The sequence below is a fragment of the Nodosilinea sp. LEGE 07298 genome (genome assembly GCF_015207265.1).
GTDB lineage: Bacteria > Cyanobacteriota > Cyanobacteriia > Phormidesmidales > Phormidesmidaceae > Nodosilinea.
Genome location: NZ_JADEXE010000057.1, coordinates 1 through 16,254, shown reverse-complemented (window position 1 = coordinate 16,254; position 16,254 = coordinate 1). Strand labels below are relative to the sequence as shown.

The window sequence follows — 16,254 nt, the reverse complement described above, 5'->3', positions numbered from 1 at the left end:
ACAGACGTCGTTAGCCCACACCTAGAAACACCCCTTTTCGCCGTGTAGGCTTGACACCCCGTTGACACAGGCCCGCCATGGGCCTCTGCCACAGTGAATGGGATCTTTCTGGAAGACAACCAACCATGACGACCGCTAAAACCCTCCGCCAGGTTCACCGTTTTCTGGCTCCCATTATGCTGGTGCCCATCGTGCTGACGGTGCTGACAGGTTCGCTGTACCAGCTAGTAGATATGGCTGGTCGAGACGATGCCTTTGAATGGCTGTTAGATCTGCACAAGGGCAATTTTGGCTTCATCGATTTACAGACCATCTATCCCTTTCTTAACTCCCTCGGGCTGCTAGCGCTGATCGCCACGGGTATCGCTATGTGGCTGCAACCTAAGCGTCGCTTTCAAAAAAAGCTGAATTCCTAGGCGCTGTGGGCTGGCTCTGGAGAATGTCCTAACCCTGCTGGCGACGGCTATAATTCTGCTTCAGAGTAAGTCTGACGACCTTTGCCCCGCCCTCGGCTATTCCACCGACTGCAATCGCTGATCCTCAAATGCCAACCCTTTAAGGATTTCCAGGTCATGACTACCTCGCCAGTCAAGCGCCCCGTTCAGGCTCTGCTTAGCCGCCAGGAGTATCAACTGCTGCAAGATCTACGGCAGCGCAGCCCTGCCCAGCAGCCCATTAGCCCCCGGCTGACTGTAAGTGACCGCATCTCTGACAAAGTAGCCACCCTGATAGTGATGCTCCAGCAGCAGCAACAGCAACTCCAGCGGCTTGAAGATCTGCTGCAAGTGTGATCTCTGACCAGCGAGGGCAACGGCGTGTTGAATCAGCGATCGCAACTTGGTCTCTGGGCTGCCACCGCCCTAACGGCCCTGGTGGGCCTGGTGAACCTGTGGTCAGCGATAACGCCCGGGCTGCCCCACCGGGTGGCCTGGGTGAAGGAGTTTTTTCCGGTTGAGCTGCGCATTGGGGCCCATGTCTTTGCCGCCCTGAGCGGGTTTTTTCTGCTGCTGCTGGCGGCCAATCTGCTGCGGCGCAAGCGGGTGGCCTGGGGGCTGGCGGTGGGGCTGCTGGTAATCTCCATCCTCAGCCACCTGGTCAAGGGGCTGGATATTGAAGAAAGCCTGCTGTCGCTGGTGCTGCTGGGGCAACTGCTGTGGCTGCGGCCCGTCTTCACCGCCCAGTCTGACCGCCCCTCTATTTTGCAGGGGTTGCGGGTGCTGGTTGGGGCGCTGCTGTTTACCCTGGCCTACAGCACCCTGGGCTTCTGGGCGCTCGATCGCCACTACGCCGCCCCCTTTAGCCTACCGGAGGCAGTGGGCCAAACCCTGGCCATGTTTTTTACCGCCGACAATGGCGGGCTGGTGCCCACAACCCGGTTTGGGCAATATTTTGCCAATTCTATTTACATTGTGGGCGGAGTAACGCTGCTCTACGCCGCCTGGATGCTGTTTCGCCCGGTGATATTTCGCGGGGAGGCCAGCGAGGCCGAGCGCCAGCAGGCCAAAGCCATTGTGGATCAGCACGGGCAATCCTCCCTGGCCCGGTTTGCCCTGCTCGACGATAAATCCTACTATTTCAGCCCGGCGGGGCAGACAGTGATTGCCTACGTGGCCAAGGGGCGGGGGGCGATCGCCCTGGGTGACCCCATCGGGCCAGACCCCGATCGCCAAGCGGCGATGGTTGGCTTTCGAGACTTTTGCGCCAAGAACGACTGGCACCCTGCTTTTTACCAAACCCTGCCCGATGCCTTGGCGCTTTACCAATCTCTAGGGTTTCAGACCCTCAAAATTGGCGAAGAAGCCATTGTCGATTTGCACCAGTTCACCCTGGAGGGCAAGCCGGGTCGCAACCTGCGAACCGCAGTGAATAAGTTCACTAAGCAGGGCTACCGGGTACAGGTCTATGCCCCGCCCATTGGCGACGACCTGCTGGCCGAGCTGAGGGCCATCAGCGACGACTGGCTAGAGGCTATGGAAGGAGCCGAAAAGAAATTTTCCCTGGGCTGGTTTGACCCCAACTACCTGCGCGACTGCGACATTGCCGTAGTGGAGAATGATCAGGGCATTCCCGTTGCCTTTGCCAACCTGGTGTCCGAATACCAGCTCAACGAAGCCACCATCGACCTGATGCGTCACCGCCGCGATGTCGAGCATGGCGCGATGGATTTTTTGTTTGTATTCCTCATGCAGCACTGTCAGGCCCAGGGCTACGACAGCTTTAACCTGGGGCTGGTGGCTCTCTCAGGGGTAGGCGATCTGCCCGAAGCCCCTCGCCTCGAAAAGGGCATGCACTACCTCTACGACCACCTCAACTCGATCTACAACTTTCAGGGATTGCGCGCCTATAAAGACAAATTCCACCCCCGCTGGGAGCCGCGCTACTTTGTGTATCCGCGCCTGGGAGAACTGCCTGAGGTGGTGATGGCTCTGGTGCGGGCCGATTCGGGCGATCGCCTGCAAGACTACTTCGGTGCTCAGTTTTTGAGCACCGCCCTCACCAATGGCCTCAAGCGCCTCGCTCACGCGGTGCCGATTGTGCTCAGCCTGGGCCTGTTTGCCCTGTCGATCTGGGCAATCTCCAGCGAGCTACACCAGCACCAGCCGGGCGACATTCTCCGCAGCATTGGCGAGATTTCGGCCTGGGCCTTGGCGGGGGCGATCGCCCTAACCGCGCTCAACTACGCCTTTCTCACCGGCTACGACACCCTGGCCGCGCGGTTTGTGCGGCAGCCCCTGCCCTACGCTAAAACCGCCCTGGTGGCGGCAATCAGCTACGGCATCAGCAACAGCGTGGGTCTGGCCCTGCTCAGCGGCAGCGCCATTCGCTATCGCTTTTACACCGCCTGGGGGCTCAGCCCCGGCAAAATTGCCCAGATCATCGCCTTTTGCAACCTCAGTTTTTGGCTGGGTCTGTTTGCCGTGGGCGGGCTGGTATTCACGGTAGAGCCGCTCTCGGTGCCGAGTCTGCTGCACCTGCCCTTTCAGACCGCGCATCCCTTAGGAATTCTGTTTCTGGCAATCACGGTGGCCTATCTGTGGCTCACCACCTTGAGCCGCCGTTCTATCAACATCAGGGGCCGGGTGCTGCCCCATCTGCCCCCTGGCCTAGCTCTGAGTCAAATTGCTATCACCTCCTGTGACTGGGCGCTGGCGGCGGCGGTACTCTATACCTTGCTACCCGCCCACCCTGACCTGAGCTATGGCATCTTTTTTGGCAGCTACCTGCTGGCCCAAATCGCCGGGGTAATCAGCAATGTGCCGGGGGGCTTAGGGGTATTTGAAACGGTGCTAATCTTGCTGATCTCGCCGCCTATCCCCTCTGACCAATTGCTTGGGGCACTACTGGTGTACCGGCTGGTCTATTACTTTTTGCCCCTGCTGGTGGGGGTGGGGCTGCTGGCGCTCTACGAACTGCGGCGACGCCGTCACCGGGTTAAAGGGATCAAGCTGAGCTAGGGTGGGCCTGCGATCGCCTAGGGCGGCTTGGCGGTAGTGTCCCCAACCTCTATAGTGTCAGCGTTCCGCTTGCCGCAGGATAAACAATCACATCGCAGAACAATCATGTCCCAGATCGCTCACCACTGTTGAGCATCACGTTAAACCAGCTCCAACTGCGGAACTCTAGAGACAGACAGAGAAAGGTGCTGGCTAAAGCAAGTAAACTGCTCAAAGTCCACTCTCTTTAAATGACAGCACTGGATACAGCTTTCCCCCACCGCAAGAATGATGCCTCGCTGCTGAGCCGAAACCTGTAAAATTCCCTCGTCAATTTTTTCAATTCGGTAGGTGCGGCCTTCGAAGGTTGTTCCCGCTGGGCTATTTTGTCCCACTTTTTCTAAAATTTGTCCTGCTTGGTGAATCACGGTATTGACCTGCTGCCAGTAGCTTTGGAGCTGCTGCTGCATGAATTCTCGATCTTTTCTCGGCATCGGTTTGCCCTCAGCCACTCGCTGACCAATGGTTTGGATCGCCTCCAAGGTGCTCTCAGGAGCCTCCATTACCCTGGCGATTCGGTACCACTCCCGAAGCTGGATGAGCGTCGGTTTCTGCAAGTTGGAAGGATTTGAACTTGGGGTGGGCAATCGCCCATAAGCCTCGATCTTCCTGGTAATTTCGGTCTGAGTGCTCGTCGGGCAGCAAGACTCAAAAACACCTCGGTCTAAGCGCCGTACCCGCTTCCACAGAGCCGTTTCATCCCCCCGATAAACGCTGGCGGGATGACAGGTTTCAGGATTAACCAGCGCCAGGCAGCGGCGGAGCTTGTCGTCGTCATAGCCAAAGGCATCGCCGACGCGGTGAATCAAGGCTTCAGCGAGATCGCCTACCAGCGGAACTCTATTGGCAAAAGCCCAGTTCTCGCTGCCATAGAGTTCTCTGGCGGCAGCGACCAGCGACATTGACTCATCTTGGTAAAGATCTTGGCCAGTCAGGATATCTCGCACTTTCGTGGTCACCAGATCAGCCAGATGAATGGCCCCTTGGCCGGAGTTAGTTTGCAAAGGCGGCAAAGGTGGCTTGGGTTGATAGTGGGCAGGTCGCTGTTCCGCCTGCCGAGAGGACGAACTGAAGAGACCAATTTCAAACAGATCACCAATTTCGACTGGCTCGGCTCGCTGAACGGATAGGTAAGGATTCCCGCTGGGGCCAATCGTGGGAGCCAGAACGGTGAAACGGCCTGTACCTAGCACTTCGCCAACGTGTTCCCCGCCTGGTTCAAGGGCAAAATTGGTGAAGCCTGGCGAGGTTTGTAGCTTGACGGCGAATCGCCAGCCGCCGCTGTGGGTGCGCTCGGCAAAGGTGTCTTTGAGGCGAGGATGCTGATTTAGCCACTGGGCGATCGCTTGATCACAGGCCTTCGACGACTCAAAGCCCTTGGTATCAAAATCAATCCAGGCCAGACCCTGATGCCCCCCGAGAGACCCCACCCCGGTTTGAGGATGGGCAAACCACTGGCGTAGTTCCTGCTGAGTCGGCAATCGGTTTTGGTAGTGGTGGTGATAGACCAGATGGGGAATCCCTCGCCCATCCAGATAGGACGGGTTTTTGCCGGTGAACAAGGGATTGGGTCGAAGCTGCCCGTCCTGCCAGTAGCACTCAACATGCTCGTAGATGCCCCGCTGCGGCTTCGCTGCCACGATGCGCGGATAGCGATAGGGGTCTTGAGCTGGAGCGACAGGCAGTGCGGGGAGTTTTCGCGCCGCTAACCACTGCACCGTCGCCCAGACGCCCGCATTGTGGGGAAGGGCCATGGCCATCACCAGATAGGGAAAGGTTAGGGTTCTAAACCAACGGGTTGCCGCTGAGCGGTCTGAACAGTCAACGCACGGCTTTGAATTAGCTCGGCAAAGGTCTGAAACCGCTGGGCATCAACGTGGGTGATTTTGGCGAGGGTGATTTGGCCCTGCTCTAGGTTCAGAAGATCCCCTCGACCGGTAGCGGCGATGCTGAGGTGGTGGTTGCTGCCGTGGATCTGGTACGTTTTGCCGCTGAAGTGTTGGCCTTCGCTGTCCTGGGTACCGACGAGGTTGAGGATGGAGCGGGCCTGCTCGGTGACGGTGGTGATCTGAGCCTGCCAGGCGGATTCATCACGGGTCATGGCCTGGAGGTCAAGATCGCCCAGCGCCTTCCCGGCCATTGCACCCCGGCTGATCACCTCAATTTGCTTCAGGTGTTGCTCCGACCGGCCGATATCGCGAGCATGGCGATACCATTGCCTTAGGTCTTCAACGGAGGGCTGGGCCGTGATTGGTGGGGGCGATCGGGTTTCCTCGGCGACTAAAGGAGGAGCCTCAACCGGCTTTTCGGTGGAGGGTAGAGGCTCGGCAGTCTGGTTCCAGGCCGGATCGCCCTGAACGAGATGGGTTGGAGGTTGGGCTGGCCCTGCAAAGGTTTCCAGGGAAAACAGACTCGGCTGCTCTTCTGCGGTCAGCGGTATTTCAGGGGCCAGGGCGATCGCTGGCCTGATTGGCTCGTCAGGAATTGCGGGTGCTTCAGAGGCCTGATTGACCGGAGCCGCCACTGGACTCTCTGAAGGTTCGATCTGAGGATGTACCTCGATGGTCTCTGAGCCATTGACTGTCACCACCGAGATACTCTGCCGCAACCATTCGAGATAGCGGTCCTTGGCATGAACCGGAAAGCCCGTCACAGTTACCCGACCCAGCTCGGGGCTGCCCGAATCGGTGCTGGTGAGAATGACCTCGGTCTTCGCCGCCAGCGCTCTGGCATCTTCCCCATAGGCTTCGTAGAAGCGTCCATCGGCTGTTTTGCTCAGTAGCAGGGCATCGGGATACTGGGCTTTGAGGTCGAGGTAAGCTTTGAGCTCTGGCTTCAGGGGGCTGGGCTCAGGGACAGCAGGTACGGATTGAACGTTAGGAGTCACGTCTGTCTGAGATTGAACTGACTGAGCCTGAAGCTGCTGCTTTGCCGCCTCAGCAAAGCCCTGGTGCTGGATATTGCGGGAGAAGGTTTGAGCAAAGAGGCGATCCGGGGCTCTCAGCTCTCCCCCTCGAATCGGGTCTTGGGTGGCTACTTCCTTGAACCGGAGTTGCCCGTCCTCTTGGATTTTGAACACCATTTCGGTGTCGATGAAGGTGTCGCCGTTTTGCTCCAGGTAGTGGGTCAGGTATAGCTCATCGAGCTGCCGCTCCACCACCAGAGGAATGTAGGGCTCATTCTCGATTTTGAGGTGGTAGTCTTCGCCTGCGGTAATGGCCTCTCGAATTCCGGCTTTCTCCAGGAAGGTGGCGATGCGCTTTTCAATCTGGCCCTGCTGCTGCTTAGGCGGCAGAATTCCCCCAGCAGAAGTGGTGGGCTGGGCTGATGCTGGAGGAAGAGGAGGAGGAGGCAGGGGAAGAGGTTCACGAACAGGAGCTGGAGCAGGCATCGCCCCATCAATCACCTCCAGTTTGGGGAGCTGAATACCGAGATACTCACGGGCCACTTCCTTGTGGTCAAAAGCTGCCAAGGTGTACTGGCGCTGGTTCATCAGCACCGTGAGGGTTTGCTCCAGCCGTTCGGGAGGCACCACCACTTCCATGCGATCCGCCACGGAATGGAAGTCGTTGCCGACGGCTGTAATCAAAGCTTCATCGAGGAAGTATTTCGCCCCCGATTCTTTGGCCTTGGGAGCCTGCAGCACGAAACCTTCGCCATTGGCCTGGGCTTTGAGAATCAGTAGCTCGTCAAGAGTCTTTACTGCCCCTCGGCGACTGGTCAGATCAGTGAGAAAGGCCTTGACCTGATAGCCCTGCTTGAACGACACCGGCTCTTTATCCAGCTCTTCACGGATATCGAACTCCTTGGGCATTACCAGCCCTTGGCGCACTTGGCCCTGGTGGTCAGTGAAGTTGACCAGCTTACCTTTGGGATACTTCTCGAAGGCTTTGATAATGTTGCCGGTAAAAATTTGCCGCTCGACCCGACCGCTTTGCTGGAACTTATCGAAGAGGCTGTAAACGTCGTTGCCAAACCAGTCCTGGGCCTGGGGGGTAATGTTGACCGCCCCTTCGCGCCAGCTATTGAGTTTCGAGAGGGGCACGGTGATCTGCCTTGCTGAATCCGCTACTAGCAGCCGCATCTTCCAGTTGTTGGGCGCAGCGGGACTGCCGGGGCGAACCTTTTGATCGATTCCAGCAACGACCCCATAGAATACGCTTTGGGTAGTGCTGGAGACAATGCGAACCGGGGTACCACTGGGGAATTGCTCAAGGGTTGAGGAGACCTGGTCAAATTGCTTATCGAGGCGATCGCTGAACTTATTGGCCGCCGACTCTTCATTCTTAGTGGCGAGAACAGCGGTGCGATATTTTTCAGTCGCTTCGGTTAGGGATGCGATCGCCCCATTGGCTCGCTGCTTTGACGGAGCCTCCAGCACTCCCAGGTCATGGTCATCCAACGTTTTCACCGTATCTAGACCCAGCCCTTCCCGCAGCACATTTACCGCTTGGAGCTGGGTCAGCGGTTTGCTGGCACTCTTGGCATCGACAATCTCCAGATACACCGGCCCCGTGAACTCGGTCTTAACGGGGCTATCATCCGGGATAACCTCCATGCGGGCGGTAGTACGGGCATCGAGATCGAGCTGATCTGCCTCTAGGATGCTTTCTCCCATAGCCCGAGCCTGATCCACCAGCTCTTTGTACTCGGATTCAATCAGGTCATAGACTGCTTCCTGCTGCTCAATCGGTAGCAACGGGATGGCCCCCGTCACCCGCTTAATCAGGGCCACCTCAGAGCCATCGTTTTGGGCTTTGAGGGTAGGGAAGTCCAGTTGGGCATTGAGTTCCAAATCGTCGGTAAGCAGTTCATTCACCACCTGCTCCCCGTAGGCATTCATGAAATCCACCACGTTGCTGATGGAGATGTCGGTCTCTCGTGAGGCAGTGGTATTGGCATTGAGGCTGGCCATCTTGCGGCAAAGAATCGCACCGGGTCGCTTTTCCGCAGGCAGATCCCCCATCAGCAGGGTGTAGCTGGGCAATTCCACCTGCCCGGTGCGGTGAATGCGGCCCAGCATCTGCATGAAGACATTGATATCCCGCTCGGCCTGGGCAACGATCATGTGCCGGGGACGCTGGTCGGCGAACTTTTCTGAGGCATGGAGGGAGATGCCAGTGGAGCCCGAGCAGTTCAGCAGGATGGCATCGGCATCTCCGGCGTTGAAGAGGGCCACGGCTTCGATTTTGGCTTTGGAGGAGGTTTCGCTCTCGGTGCGGACTTTGTAGGTCGTAGTGCCATCGGGAGCATAGTCCAGTCCGGCCTTACGGCCCGTGACTTCACTAACTCGATAGCCTGCCTGCTCCAATCTCTGCTCAATGTAGTCAATGGGGCTGATGGGAATACGGCTGAAGTCCCCTTCCCGGATACAGTCCAGGGCATCTTCGTAGGCGAAAAGCCCTTCGTCGCCGAGTTCATCATCGGTGAGGCGGTGGCGATCGCTCTGGCCTTTGTAGTTCCGCAGCACGACATCCCGCGAGCGCTCTAGATAGCGCTCCAGCAAGTTGGCAAAGGACAGATCCAGGCGATCGCCATGCTTGAGGTCATGGGCATCGGCGTACCCCTGGATGAAGCTGCCCATGGTGTTGGCCACGGCGATCACTGGCTTCTGGCCGTTTTGCAAGGAGTGAATCGCCTCCTGCACCGTGGCTTCAGACTTCTGCGCCAGCAGCCCTTGCTCGATACAGTTGTGCATCAAGGAGGTGAAGTTGGTACTCTTGGCTCCGACCTCACCGATGGCGTTGTCGTCTCCCAGGGCTTTGGCTTCTTTTTTGAGTTCCTTATCCAGATCTTTGATAGCCTTCTGCTTGGCCCGGTCGAAGTCTTTGATCGCTCGCATGGCAGCGGAGAATTCATCGGCCACATCGCGCTCCACCGGCACGACTTTGGCCTGAAAGCTAACGCCGTCATAGGAGCGCTCGCGCCTGAGCATCTGGCCCGAGGCGACAAACTTACTGGCCACCATTTGCTGGAGGGGGACACCACCACGGGTAAGAATATTCTCCAGAGCATCCATGCTGCTGACCGCCAGGCGCAAGTCGGTGCGACGGGCGTAAAGATCCATCACGTCGGGGCGTTTGGCGTAGGTGGCCGAGGAGTAGAAGACGCCGGAGGAAAGGTCTATGAGCTGGCGGACGAACTCGGCGCGGTTAGGGGCCTGCCGATTGGGCTTCCACTGATTTTTGGTGCCTCCCGCTTCATGGGCCTCATCGAGGATCAGAATGGCATTGGGAGCAAAGGTTCTGAGGAAATCACGGCGCAGCGGTTCTTTCTTGCCAACGGTTTGCAGCTGGTCGTAGGTCGTGAAAATGGCGTTATGCCCCTTCAGCGTCCGGGAGACCATCATTTCCTGCATGGCCTTCTTTTGCTGAGCCGATGAGCTAGTGGTCAATACCTGACCATTCGATAGCGGGATATCAGCGCTGGAATCGGTGATGAAGGGATTGAACCGATAGAGGCCGATGTCGGAGACATCGCGCATCATGTCGGCGTAGAGTTTTTTGCTTTCCGTGACAAAGATGACGTCTTTACCCTGTTGATGGGCGTAGCGCATGAGGCTGGCGCAGATGCGGCCTTTGCCGATGCCCGTTTGGTCGCCAACGATAAAGCCTGCGCCTTTCTCGATGTTGCTGATGGCAAGCGCTGAGGCATCCACCTGCTCTGCAGAGAGATACTGATGCATCTCCTCCGCGTTGGTGTAGCCCAACCGAGTGGTCAGAAATTCATCGATATCGCCGTGGCGCTGCTCAAACTGATCCAACGCGGCCTGCGCAGAGCTGACCATGTTGAAGGGGATTAAGACGCTGGTCGAAGGGGCCTGGCTGCGCGGCAAGTAGGGCACCTGCTTAAGCTGAGCACCGTAGTCGGTCGCATCTTGTTCAGCAGCACTGTTGGTTGTCACGTCCATTGGGGGTTCTCCAGGCAGTGATGGGGGTGTTAGGGCAGAAGGTTGATCAGCCAGCTTTCCAGAGATGTCTCTTGATGGAGATCGAGGAGGTCTTGATAGCTGGGTTGACTGGGCGATAGGGGTTGCACGGAAAAGGTCTGATTTCCGATAGCTTCCGGCAGCAAATATTTGAACCGCCAGTTGTCGCGAATCAGGAGGGTGGCCCAGGCTTCTTGCCACTGAACCAGGGCGTACTCTAGGTCGTTGTCCTGTTGAACCGGGGGAATTCGCTGGGTTGAGTCCAGTCGTTGCAGCATTTGGCTCAGAAAGGCTTGGACTTCTTCCTGGTCGCTCTCCATCTCCTGCATCCACTGCTGAATCATCCAGATGACCCGTTGCTGCATCAATTCCAGGTAGGTTGATTGGTCGAGGGATTGCAGGTTCTGGGGGACTTTCACCACGAACAGCGCCTGGGAGCGAGGCGGTGCCCAGATCTGGGGATAGCTGTCGTATTGGCCCATTCGGTAAGGTCTCCTTGAGTTCAGCGAAGGTAGTTTTGAGGTCAGGGACTTGGGCAGCGGGGAGATGCCGGGTAGACGGCCCTCGTCCGGCAATGACGATGACATCAATGGGGAATCCGGCTCCCTGCTTGCGGTAGAGGTCACCGGAAATCGAAAAATGATCGGTGACGGCGTACTGGCTATAGAGAACGTAGAAGAAGGCGCGACTTTCGCGGGTGTTGTAACGCTCCGATCGCAACTCTGGGTCAATGCCCTTTTTGCCTCCCAGAATCAGCACTGCTCGCCCGTTGTCTTTCATTGCCTCCAGGGCTTTGAGGGCGATCGCCTGATCCACCTGAGTTGTCCAGGTATCAGCTATAGGGAAATGCTGGGTGCGGTGGTTGGCTCCTTTGATCGAGCCAAAGGGCGGGTTGCAGATGATTCGGTCTACTACCTCCTGGGGTTGGTAGGTGGTGGCATCGTTCTGGGTGAGCTGCCGGTAGCCTCGACTCCGGAGTTCGGCGATGCGATCGCCGTTGATCTCATTCGCTATCACCCGCTCTGGATTCGCCCCAATCAACAGCGCCCCATTCCCAGCTGTGGGTTCATAAACAGAGGTTTCAGGAGTGATATCGGCCAGAACCGAGGCCAGGTAAGCAATCGGAACTGGGGTGCTGTAGGCCTGCTGGAGGACAGAGGTGGAGGAACGGACGGTGAGATTGGGCTGTTGCTCCAGCAATTCCACCAGGCGATCGTAGGCGTCGTGGGTGGTGGGGCATTGGCCGATCATTTGGCTAGAAGCTCTAACCACCGCTGCTTCCATGGCTTCATCGACCACTTTGGTGAGTGGGTCACCGGGGACAATCAGCTTTCCCAGAACGTCGGTGGCTTCTCGCCTTGCTTCAGTGATCCGGGGATAGCGGGTACCCGCCAGGAGGCGATCGCGGAAGTGCTGAATGAGCTGCTCTTTGGCGTCGGGGTTCATGAGGGCTCATGGCTCCCCCGTCGCTGAGGGCGCTTCCGGGTCGCCCCAGTAGTAGCCCCACCAGGCAACGCTGTCGTCCGAGGGGCAATAGCGGTAGACTTCGGCTCCACCAAAGAAGACCGAGACATCTTCGGGGACGAAGGGGAGGTACTGCTGGAGAACGGCTTGCAGCGCTTGGGTCAGTTCGCTGATGCTCTCGGGTAAGGTGGCTTCAGCGACTTCAGCCTCAATTGGGGCAGGTGCAATGGCAGGGTTCATGGCGTTGTCCTTTCGTTTTGGATGACAGAGTTGGCAAAGGTGATGAGGCTGGCCTGGGAGCCGTAGCGGATACCGACGCCGTAGCGCACGCCGCTTTGCTCCCAGAAAACCTTGGACGTGTCGCAGTTAGCCCCGCAGACGAAGGGAATGAAGGTGCCAGTGATGCCGCCTGTGAGGGAGACTTCACCCATGGCTTCAGGCGATCGCGCCATGGGTTGAAAGTCGGGTTTGAGTTCATAGGCATAGAGGGATGCCACCGTGGGGGTGTTTTGAAAGACCTGTTCGCCGGAGAGAAAGCCAAAAGAGCAGCGGTCGTCTCCCTGACAGTCGGGAGTGGCATCAAGGGAGATTTCGTAGTGGGAGGCGGTAGCGATCATGAGGTGAGGCACAACCTGCTGAAAGCGGCCATCGGCGGTGATCGGCACGTTTAGATAGGGCTTTGGGCCACTGTCCGAGGGCACCAGAGCATCGGTGGGAATGACAGTGGGGAGCACAATCGCGAGTTGAGTCTGTTGCTGGATCGTCGGCAGCAGGCTTTGGAACTCGGGCAACACAGTTTGAGCGCCGGGAATTCGAGGGATGTCCTGTCCGTTTGCGGCTGTGCAGCCGCAAAGGAAGAAAATTCCACAGCTCAAGCAGATAAGAGACAAAAGGCGAAGGCGAATCATGGTTCTGAAGTGGGGAAGGTTTCATCGGCCAGCAGGCGGTAGGTGTTGGGAAAGCTGACGTGGAGCTGTTTGAGGGCGTTTACCTGCTCAGCAGAGAGGAGATACAGCCCGTGTTCGGCGTTGATGTGGGCGGTCAGGCTTTGCTGAAAGGCATGGAGGCTGCCGAGTTGAGCGATCGCCTGTTGATAGCGCTGAAGCTCCAGGCTTTCAGCAGCTTTGGCGGAAACATAGCTGCTGAGGGGTCGTCGGGTAGAGGTGGAATCGATAACGCGATCGCACCCCTGCTGCGGGTCAACCACAATCACCTCATCGCTGGCATCCAAGGGATTGGTGGTAACAAAGTCGGAGTAGAGGCCGAGCAGGTAAGTGGTTTTGCCCTGGTCTTGCACGGTGCCGAAGACATCGAAGCGTTCGCCGAAGGGCTCTAGGCAGATTCGTGCCCCATCGGGGAGCTCAACATCGGGCAGGGGGGTGGGTAGGTAGATCTGAGCCGCCACGGTGGGAGAAGGCTGGGTCAGAACCGGGGCCAACAGCGCCGATGATGCGGGACTGTCGCCCCAGCCCAGCAAGGGCAGCGTCACCAGCAAGAGTCCGACCGTGAAGCTCAGACAGAGGGTGAGTACCGTGCGGTTGGCGGTCATGTCACTTCTCCTCACTCCACTGAGCCTGAAGCTGCTGCACCAGTTGCACCGCAGTCTCGGCAGGGACGCCCAATGCGATCAAGTCACGGCTTTCATAGGAGCCACCATCGCCATTGACCGGCTGCCAAGTCCCGTCTTTGAGCTGAAGCAGCAGTTCCCCTCCACCTTCCCCGCACTGCCATTCCACCAGGGCATAGGGGTCGATCTGGGCCGCGTGGAGGATTTTGGGCGTGCAAATGCTTGACGGAATATTCAGAGCAGTCGTGACCGCTGCCGCGAACGGAGAATCCATCGAGACATCGCCTAGAGCAGGTAACATGCTCCAAATCGTCAGTACGGCGGATAAAACCAAAACAGACAACATGCGGTAAATCATGGGGTTAACCCTCCTAAGGACGTGACGCTAGCCTTGAACGCGATAGATGTGGCCTTGGGTGTTGTAGTAGGTCTCGTAAGACCCTCGACTCCCCACCCAGCGAAATTGAGACTGACTGGAAGAGTTGGAGAGCACCTGGCTGCAGCCGTCATTCAGGCAAAAGCCGATGTGGTCGTCGGACGAGCCGCGAAACACAATGACATCTCCGGCATGTGCCCACTGAGCGCCGATACGTTGACCGGAGCCAGATTGCAAGTCGGCTTCAACCGAGGACACCAGATTGGGATTGAAACCTATTTTGTGGCCGATGGAATCTTGGAGTACCCGGTTGACCTCGTAGGCACATGCGACGTTGCCACCCCCCGGCCCACCGGCTGACGACTCGTTGTAATGAGCATTGATGGCATTCACGATCTTCTGCTCGGTGGCGTTGCCGTTGGAGCGAGCAATCAGCTGACCGGGATGGTTAGCGCTGGTGAGGTTGGTGTCGGTGGTGGTGGCCACGGTGGCGCATTGATTAAGCGCTCCCAGAAACTGATCGGCCTGCTGCGCCACCTGATCGCTCTTGTCGCTGTCGTTGACGATGTGGCGAGCTCCGACAAAATCATGGTTCTGGCCGTTGATGTATTGCCCCAAGCGGTTGCCGGTGAAGGTGCCATCGCGCATCCCTTCCACGGCAATTGTGGCGGCTAGATCTGGCTGGTTTGCCAGTTCGGGATGATTGATCAGGTCTACCCCCAGGCGGTTTGACCAGTACTGGTAGTTGCTTTGGCCAGTGAGCTGTACGTCGCCGCGTCCGTAATAGCAGCCGGGGCCATATTCGCCGCAATAGCCGCCGTCTTCATTGCGGGGGCGAAAGTTGGTTTCGGTTTCAGCGGTGGCCAGAATATAGGCGAGCTGGGCGCGATCGGTGATGCCTGCCCGTTGCGCCGCTTCCAAAAGCTTAGGCACGGTCGTAGCCGCAGCGGAGGATTCCGAGGGCGGCACCTGGCTCATCACTTTAGCCAGACAAGGGCCATCCACAGTCACGGCGCTGAGGGAATCCGGTTTGTTGGCCTGAATCAGGGCATCAATCTGCTGCTGCACTTCGGCAGGCAGGGGTGGAATATCGGGAATGTCGCTGGGTGGGGTACCTGGCGTTTCACCGACAAAGACGATGCCCTTTTCCTGGGCGCTGAACCAGGGGATGGGGCCAATAAAGTAGGGCGTACAGCCCAGGTCGATCAAGCCGTGGTGGCAGACGCGGAAGTAGATACCAAAGGTGACGGTGCCGGACGATTCATCGGTGTTGGTGAGCACCACTTTGAAGACCGGGCCAAAGGGCAAACGCCCGGTCGGCTCTTGCCCACCGTTGATGACGCCCAGAATGCCGTGTCCCCCTGGCACCATTTGGGCTCCCTGCCCCGTGCCGCCTTTAATCCACTGCGCCCCGTGGAGTCCTCCTGGATCGCCAGCTACGCCGAGGGATGCAGGCGAGTTGAGTTCCAGGTAGGCGCAGCCTCGGGATTGAGCGCACTGATAGTTGAAACCGACTTTGTCGCTGCCGGTGATGGAGCGCTGGGTGGGAGTACTGCGATGCTCCATCGGGCCGTAGGTGACATCATCAATGGCAATGAAGCCGAAGTAGCCTGCGGTGGGAGCATTGGGAAAGGCGGCGAAGGGCACCTGGGAGAGACCGGGTACCTGACCGACAAAGGTTTGCTGCCAGCCCTGGAGGTTTGCCAAGGGGGTTTGGGCCAGGCCAGGGATGGCGGTGAGGCTGTACTGGCTCAGATTCAGGTCGCCGAGGGAAAATTGACCCAGCAGGCCGTTGGTTGCCAGTTCTGACAGGGGGCTGCTGCCGAAGTCACTCAGGTTGAGGGATTGTAGGGCCAGGTTACTGAGAGCAGAAGGGCTGAGGTTGTTGAGGTTGAGGCTAACCAGGTCTTTGAGGATAGGCACCTGATCGAGGGTACGCTGGGCCAGTTGGGGAATGGCCGCCACCAGGCTGGCGAGGGTTTGTTGGGCAATGAGGGGAAAGTTAGCCAGGCTGATGCCGTTGAGGTTGAGCCCGGTAAGCTGGGCGATGGTGCCAAGATTGAAGGTTTGCAGGCCAAAGGCGTCTTGCAGGTCGCCGAGCATCAGCACCTGGTCGATAGGAGTGTTTTCTGACCAGATGCGGGAGGGGTTGTAGCCCAGTTGTGCGGCGAGGGAATCGGGGATTTGGAGAGAGCCGGATTCGCTGATGACAGGCAGGGTGGAGAAGGTGATGTGGCCCCAGTCGGGGACCAGTGCCCCGTTGTATTGGGTGGAGGGGATGTGTTCGTCCCAGGCTTCGGCGTGGGCGGGCTGGAATCCGATGATGGGGGCCAGCAGCAGGAGGAAGGCGAGAATGCTGGCCAGGAGAAGGGCCGTTAGGGGTTTGGGATGGCGGCTGGGCATGGCTCCCAGGGCGAGGGGGAGA

10 protein-coding genes and 1 pseudogene are annotated in these 16,254 nt (G+C 58.2%); 4 read left to right on the top strand and 7 right to left on the bottom strand.

Going from position 1 to position 16,254, the window contains the following annotated elements:
- The first annotated feature begins 125 nt into the window (after window positions 1-125).
- The 4 genes and pseudogenes from IQ273_RS10360 (at window position 126) to IQ273_RS35730 (ending at window position 3,455) form a co-directional block, all read left to right on the top strand.
- Window positions 126-416 (top strand): PepSY domain-containing protein, encoded by a 291-nt coding sequence (locus IQ273_RS10360; RefSeq protein WP_194023090.1) that lies wholly within the window; start codon window positions 126-128, stop codon window positions 414-416.
- Between the two features lie 156 nt (window positions 417-572).
- Window positions 573-791 (top strand): hypothetical protein, encoded by a 219-nt coding sequence (locus IQ273_RS10355; RefSeq protein WP_194023089.1) that lies wholly within the window; start codon window positions 573-575, stop codon window positions 789-791.
- 24 nt (window positions 792-815) lie between these two features.
- Window positions 816-2,468 (top strand): annotated as a pseudogene (locus IQ273_RS35735) (phosphatidylglycerol lysyltransferase domain-containing protein); the annotation flags it as partial.
- A 57-nt stretch (window positions 2,469-2,525) separates the two neighbouring features.
- Window positions 2,526-3,455 (top strand): lysylphosphatidylglycerol synthase domain-containing protein, encoded by a 930-nt coding sequence (locus IQ273_RS35730; RefSeq protein WP_397197516.1) that lies wholly within the window; start codon window positions 2,526-2,528, stop codon window positions 3,453-3,455.
- 140 nt (window positions 3,456-3,595) lie between these two features.
- Here the strand turns inward: IQ273_RS35730 and IQ273_RS10345 are convergent, their stop codons facing one another.
- From IQ273_RS10345 to IQ273_RS10315, 7 genes are all read right to left on the bottom strand, one after another.
- Complete coding sequence (locus IQ273_RS10345; RefSeq protein WP_228052741.1) at window positions 3,596-5,248, bottom strand: bifunctional DNA primase/polymerase; 1,653 nt, start codon at window positions 5,246-5,248, stop codon at window positions 3,596-3,598.
- A gap of 23 nt (window positions 5,249-5,271) precedes the next feature.
- Entirely contained in the window at window positions 5,272-11,868 is a 6,597-nt protein-coding gene (locus IQ273_RS10340; protein ID WP_228052739.1) for a strawberry notch C-terminal domain-containing protein, read from the bottom strand.
- 6 nt (window positions 11,869-11,874) lie between these two features.
- The gene (locus IQ273_RS10335; protein WP_194023086.1) at window positions 11,875-12,126 is read right to left on the bottom strand and encodes a hypothetical protein; all 252 of its coding nucleotides are present in this window, start codon (window positions 12,124-12,126) and stop codon (window positions 11,875-11,877) included.
- Complete coding sequence (locus IQ273_RS10330) at window positions 12,123-12,680, bottom strand: hypothetical protein (RefSeq protein ID WP_313898069.1); 558 nt, start codon at window positions 12,678-12,680, stop codon at window positions 12,123-12,125. Before IQ273_RS10330 ends, IQ273_RS10335 begins: the two co-directional genes overlap by 4 nt.
- Window positions 12,681-12,790: 110 nt before the next feature.
- A complete protein-coding gene (locus IQ273_RS10325; protein WP_194023084.1) occupies window positions 12,791-13,435 on the bottom strand; it encodes a hypothetical protein in 645 nt (214 codons plus the stop codon).
- Between the two features lies 1 nt (window position 13,436).
- Complete coding sequence (locus tag IQ273_RS10320) at window positions 13,437-13,811, bottom strand: hypothetical protein (protein ID WP_194023083.1); 375 nt, start codon at window positions 13,809-13,811, stop codon at window positions 13,437-13,439.
- A 27-nt stretch (window positions 13,812-13,838) separates the two neighbouring features.
- Window positions 13,839-16,254, bottom strand: a 2,416-nt coding sequence (locus IQ273_RS10315; protein WP_228052732.1) for a hypothetical protein, incomplete at its 5' end; no start/stop codon positions are given.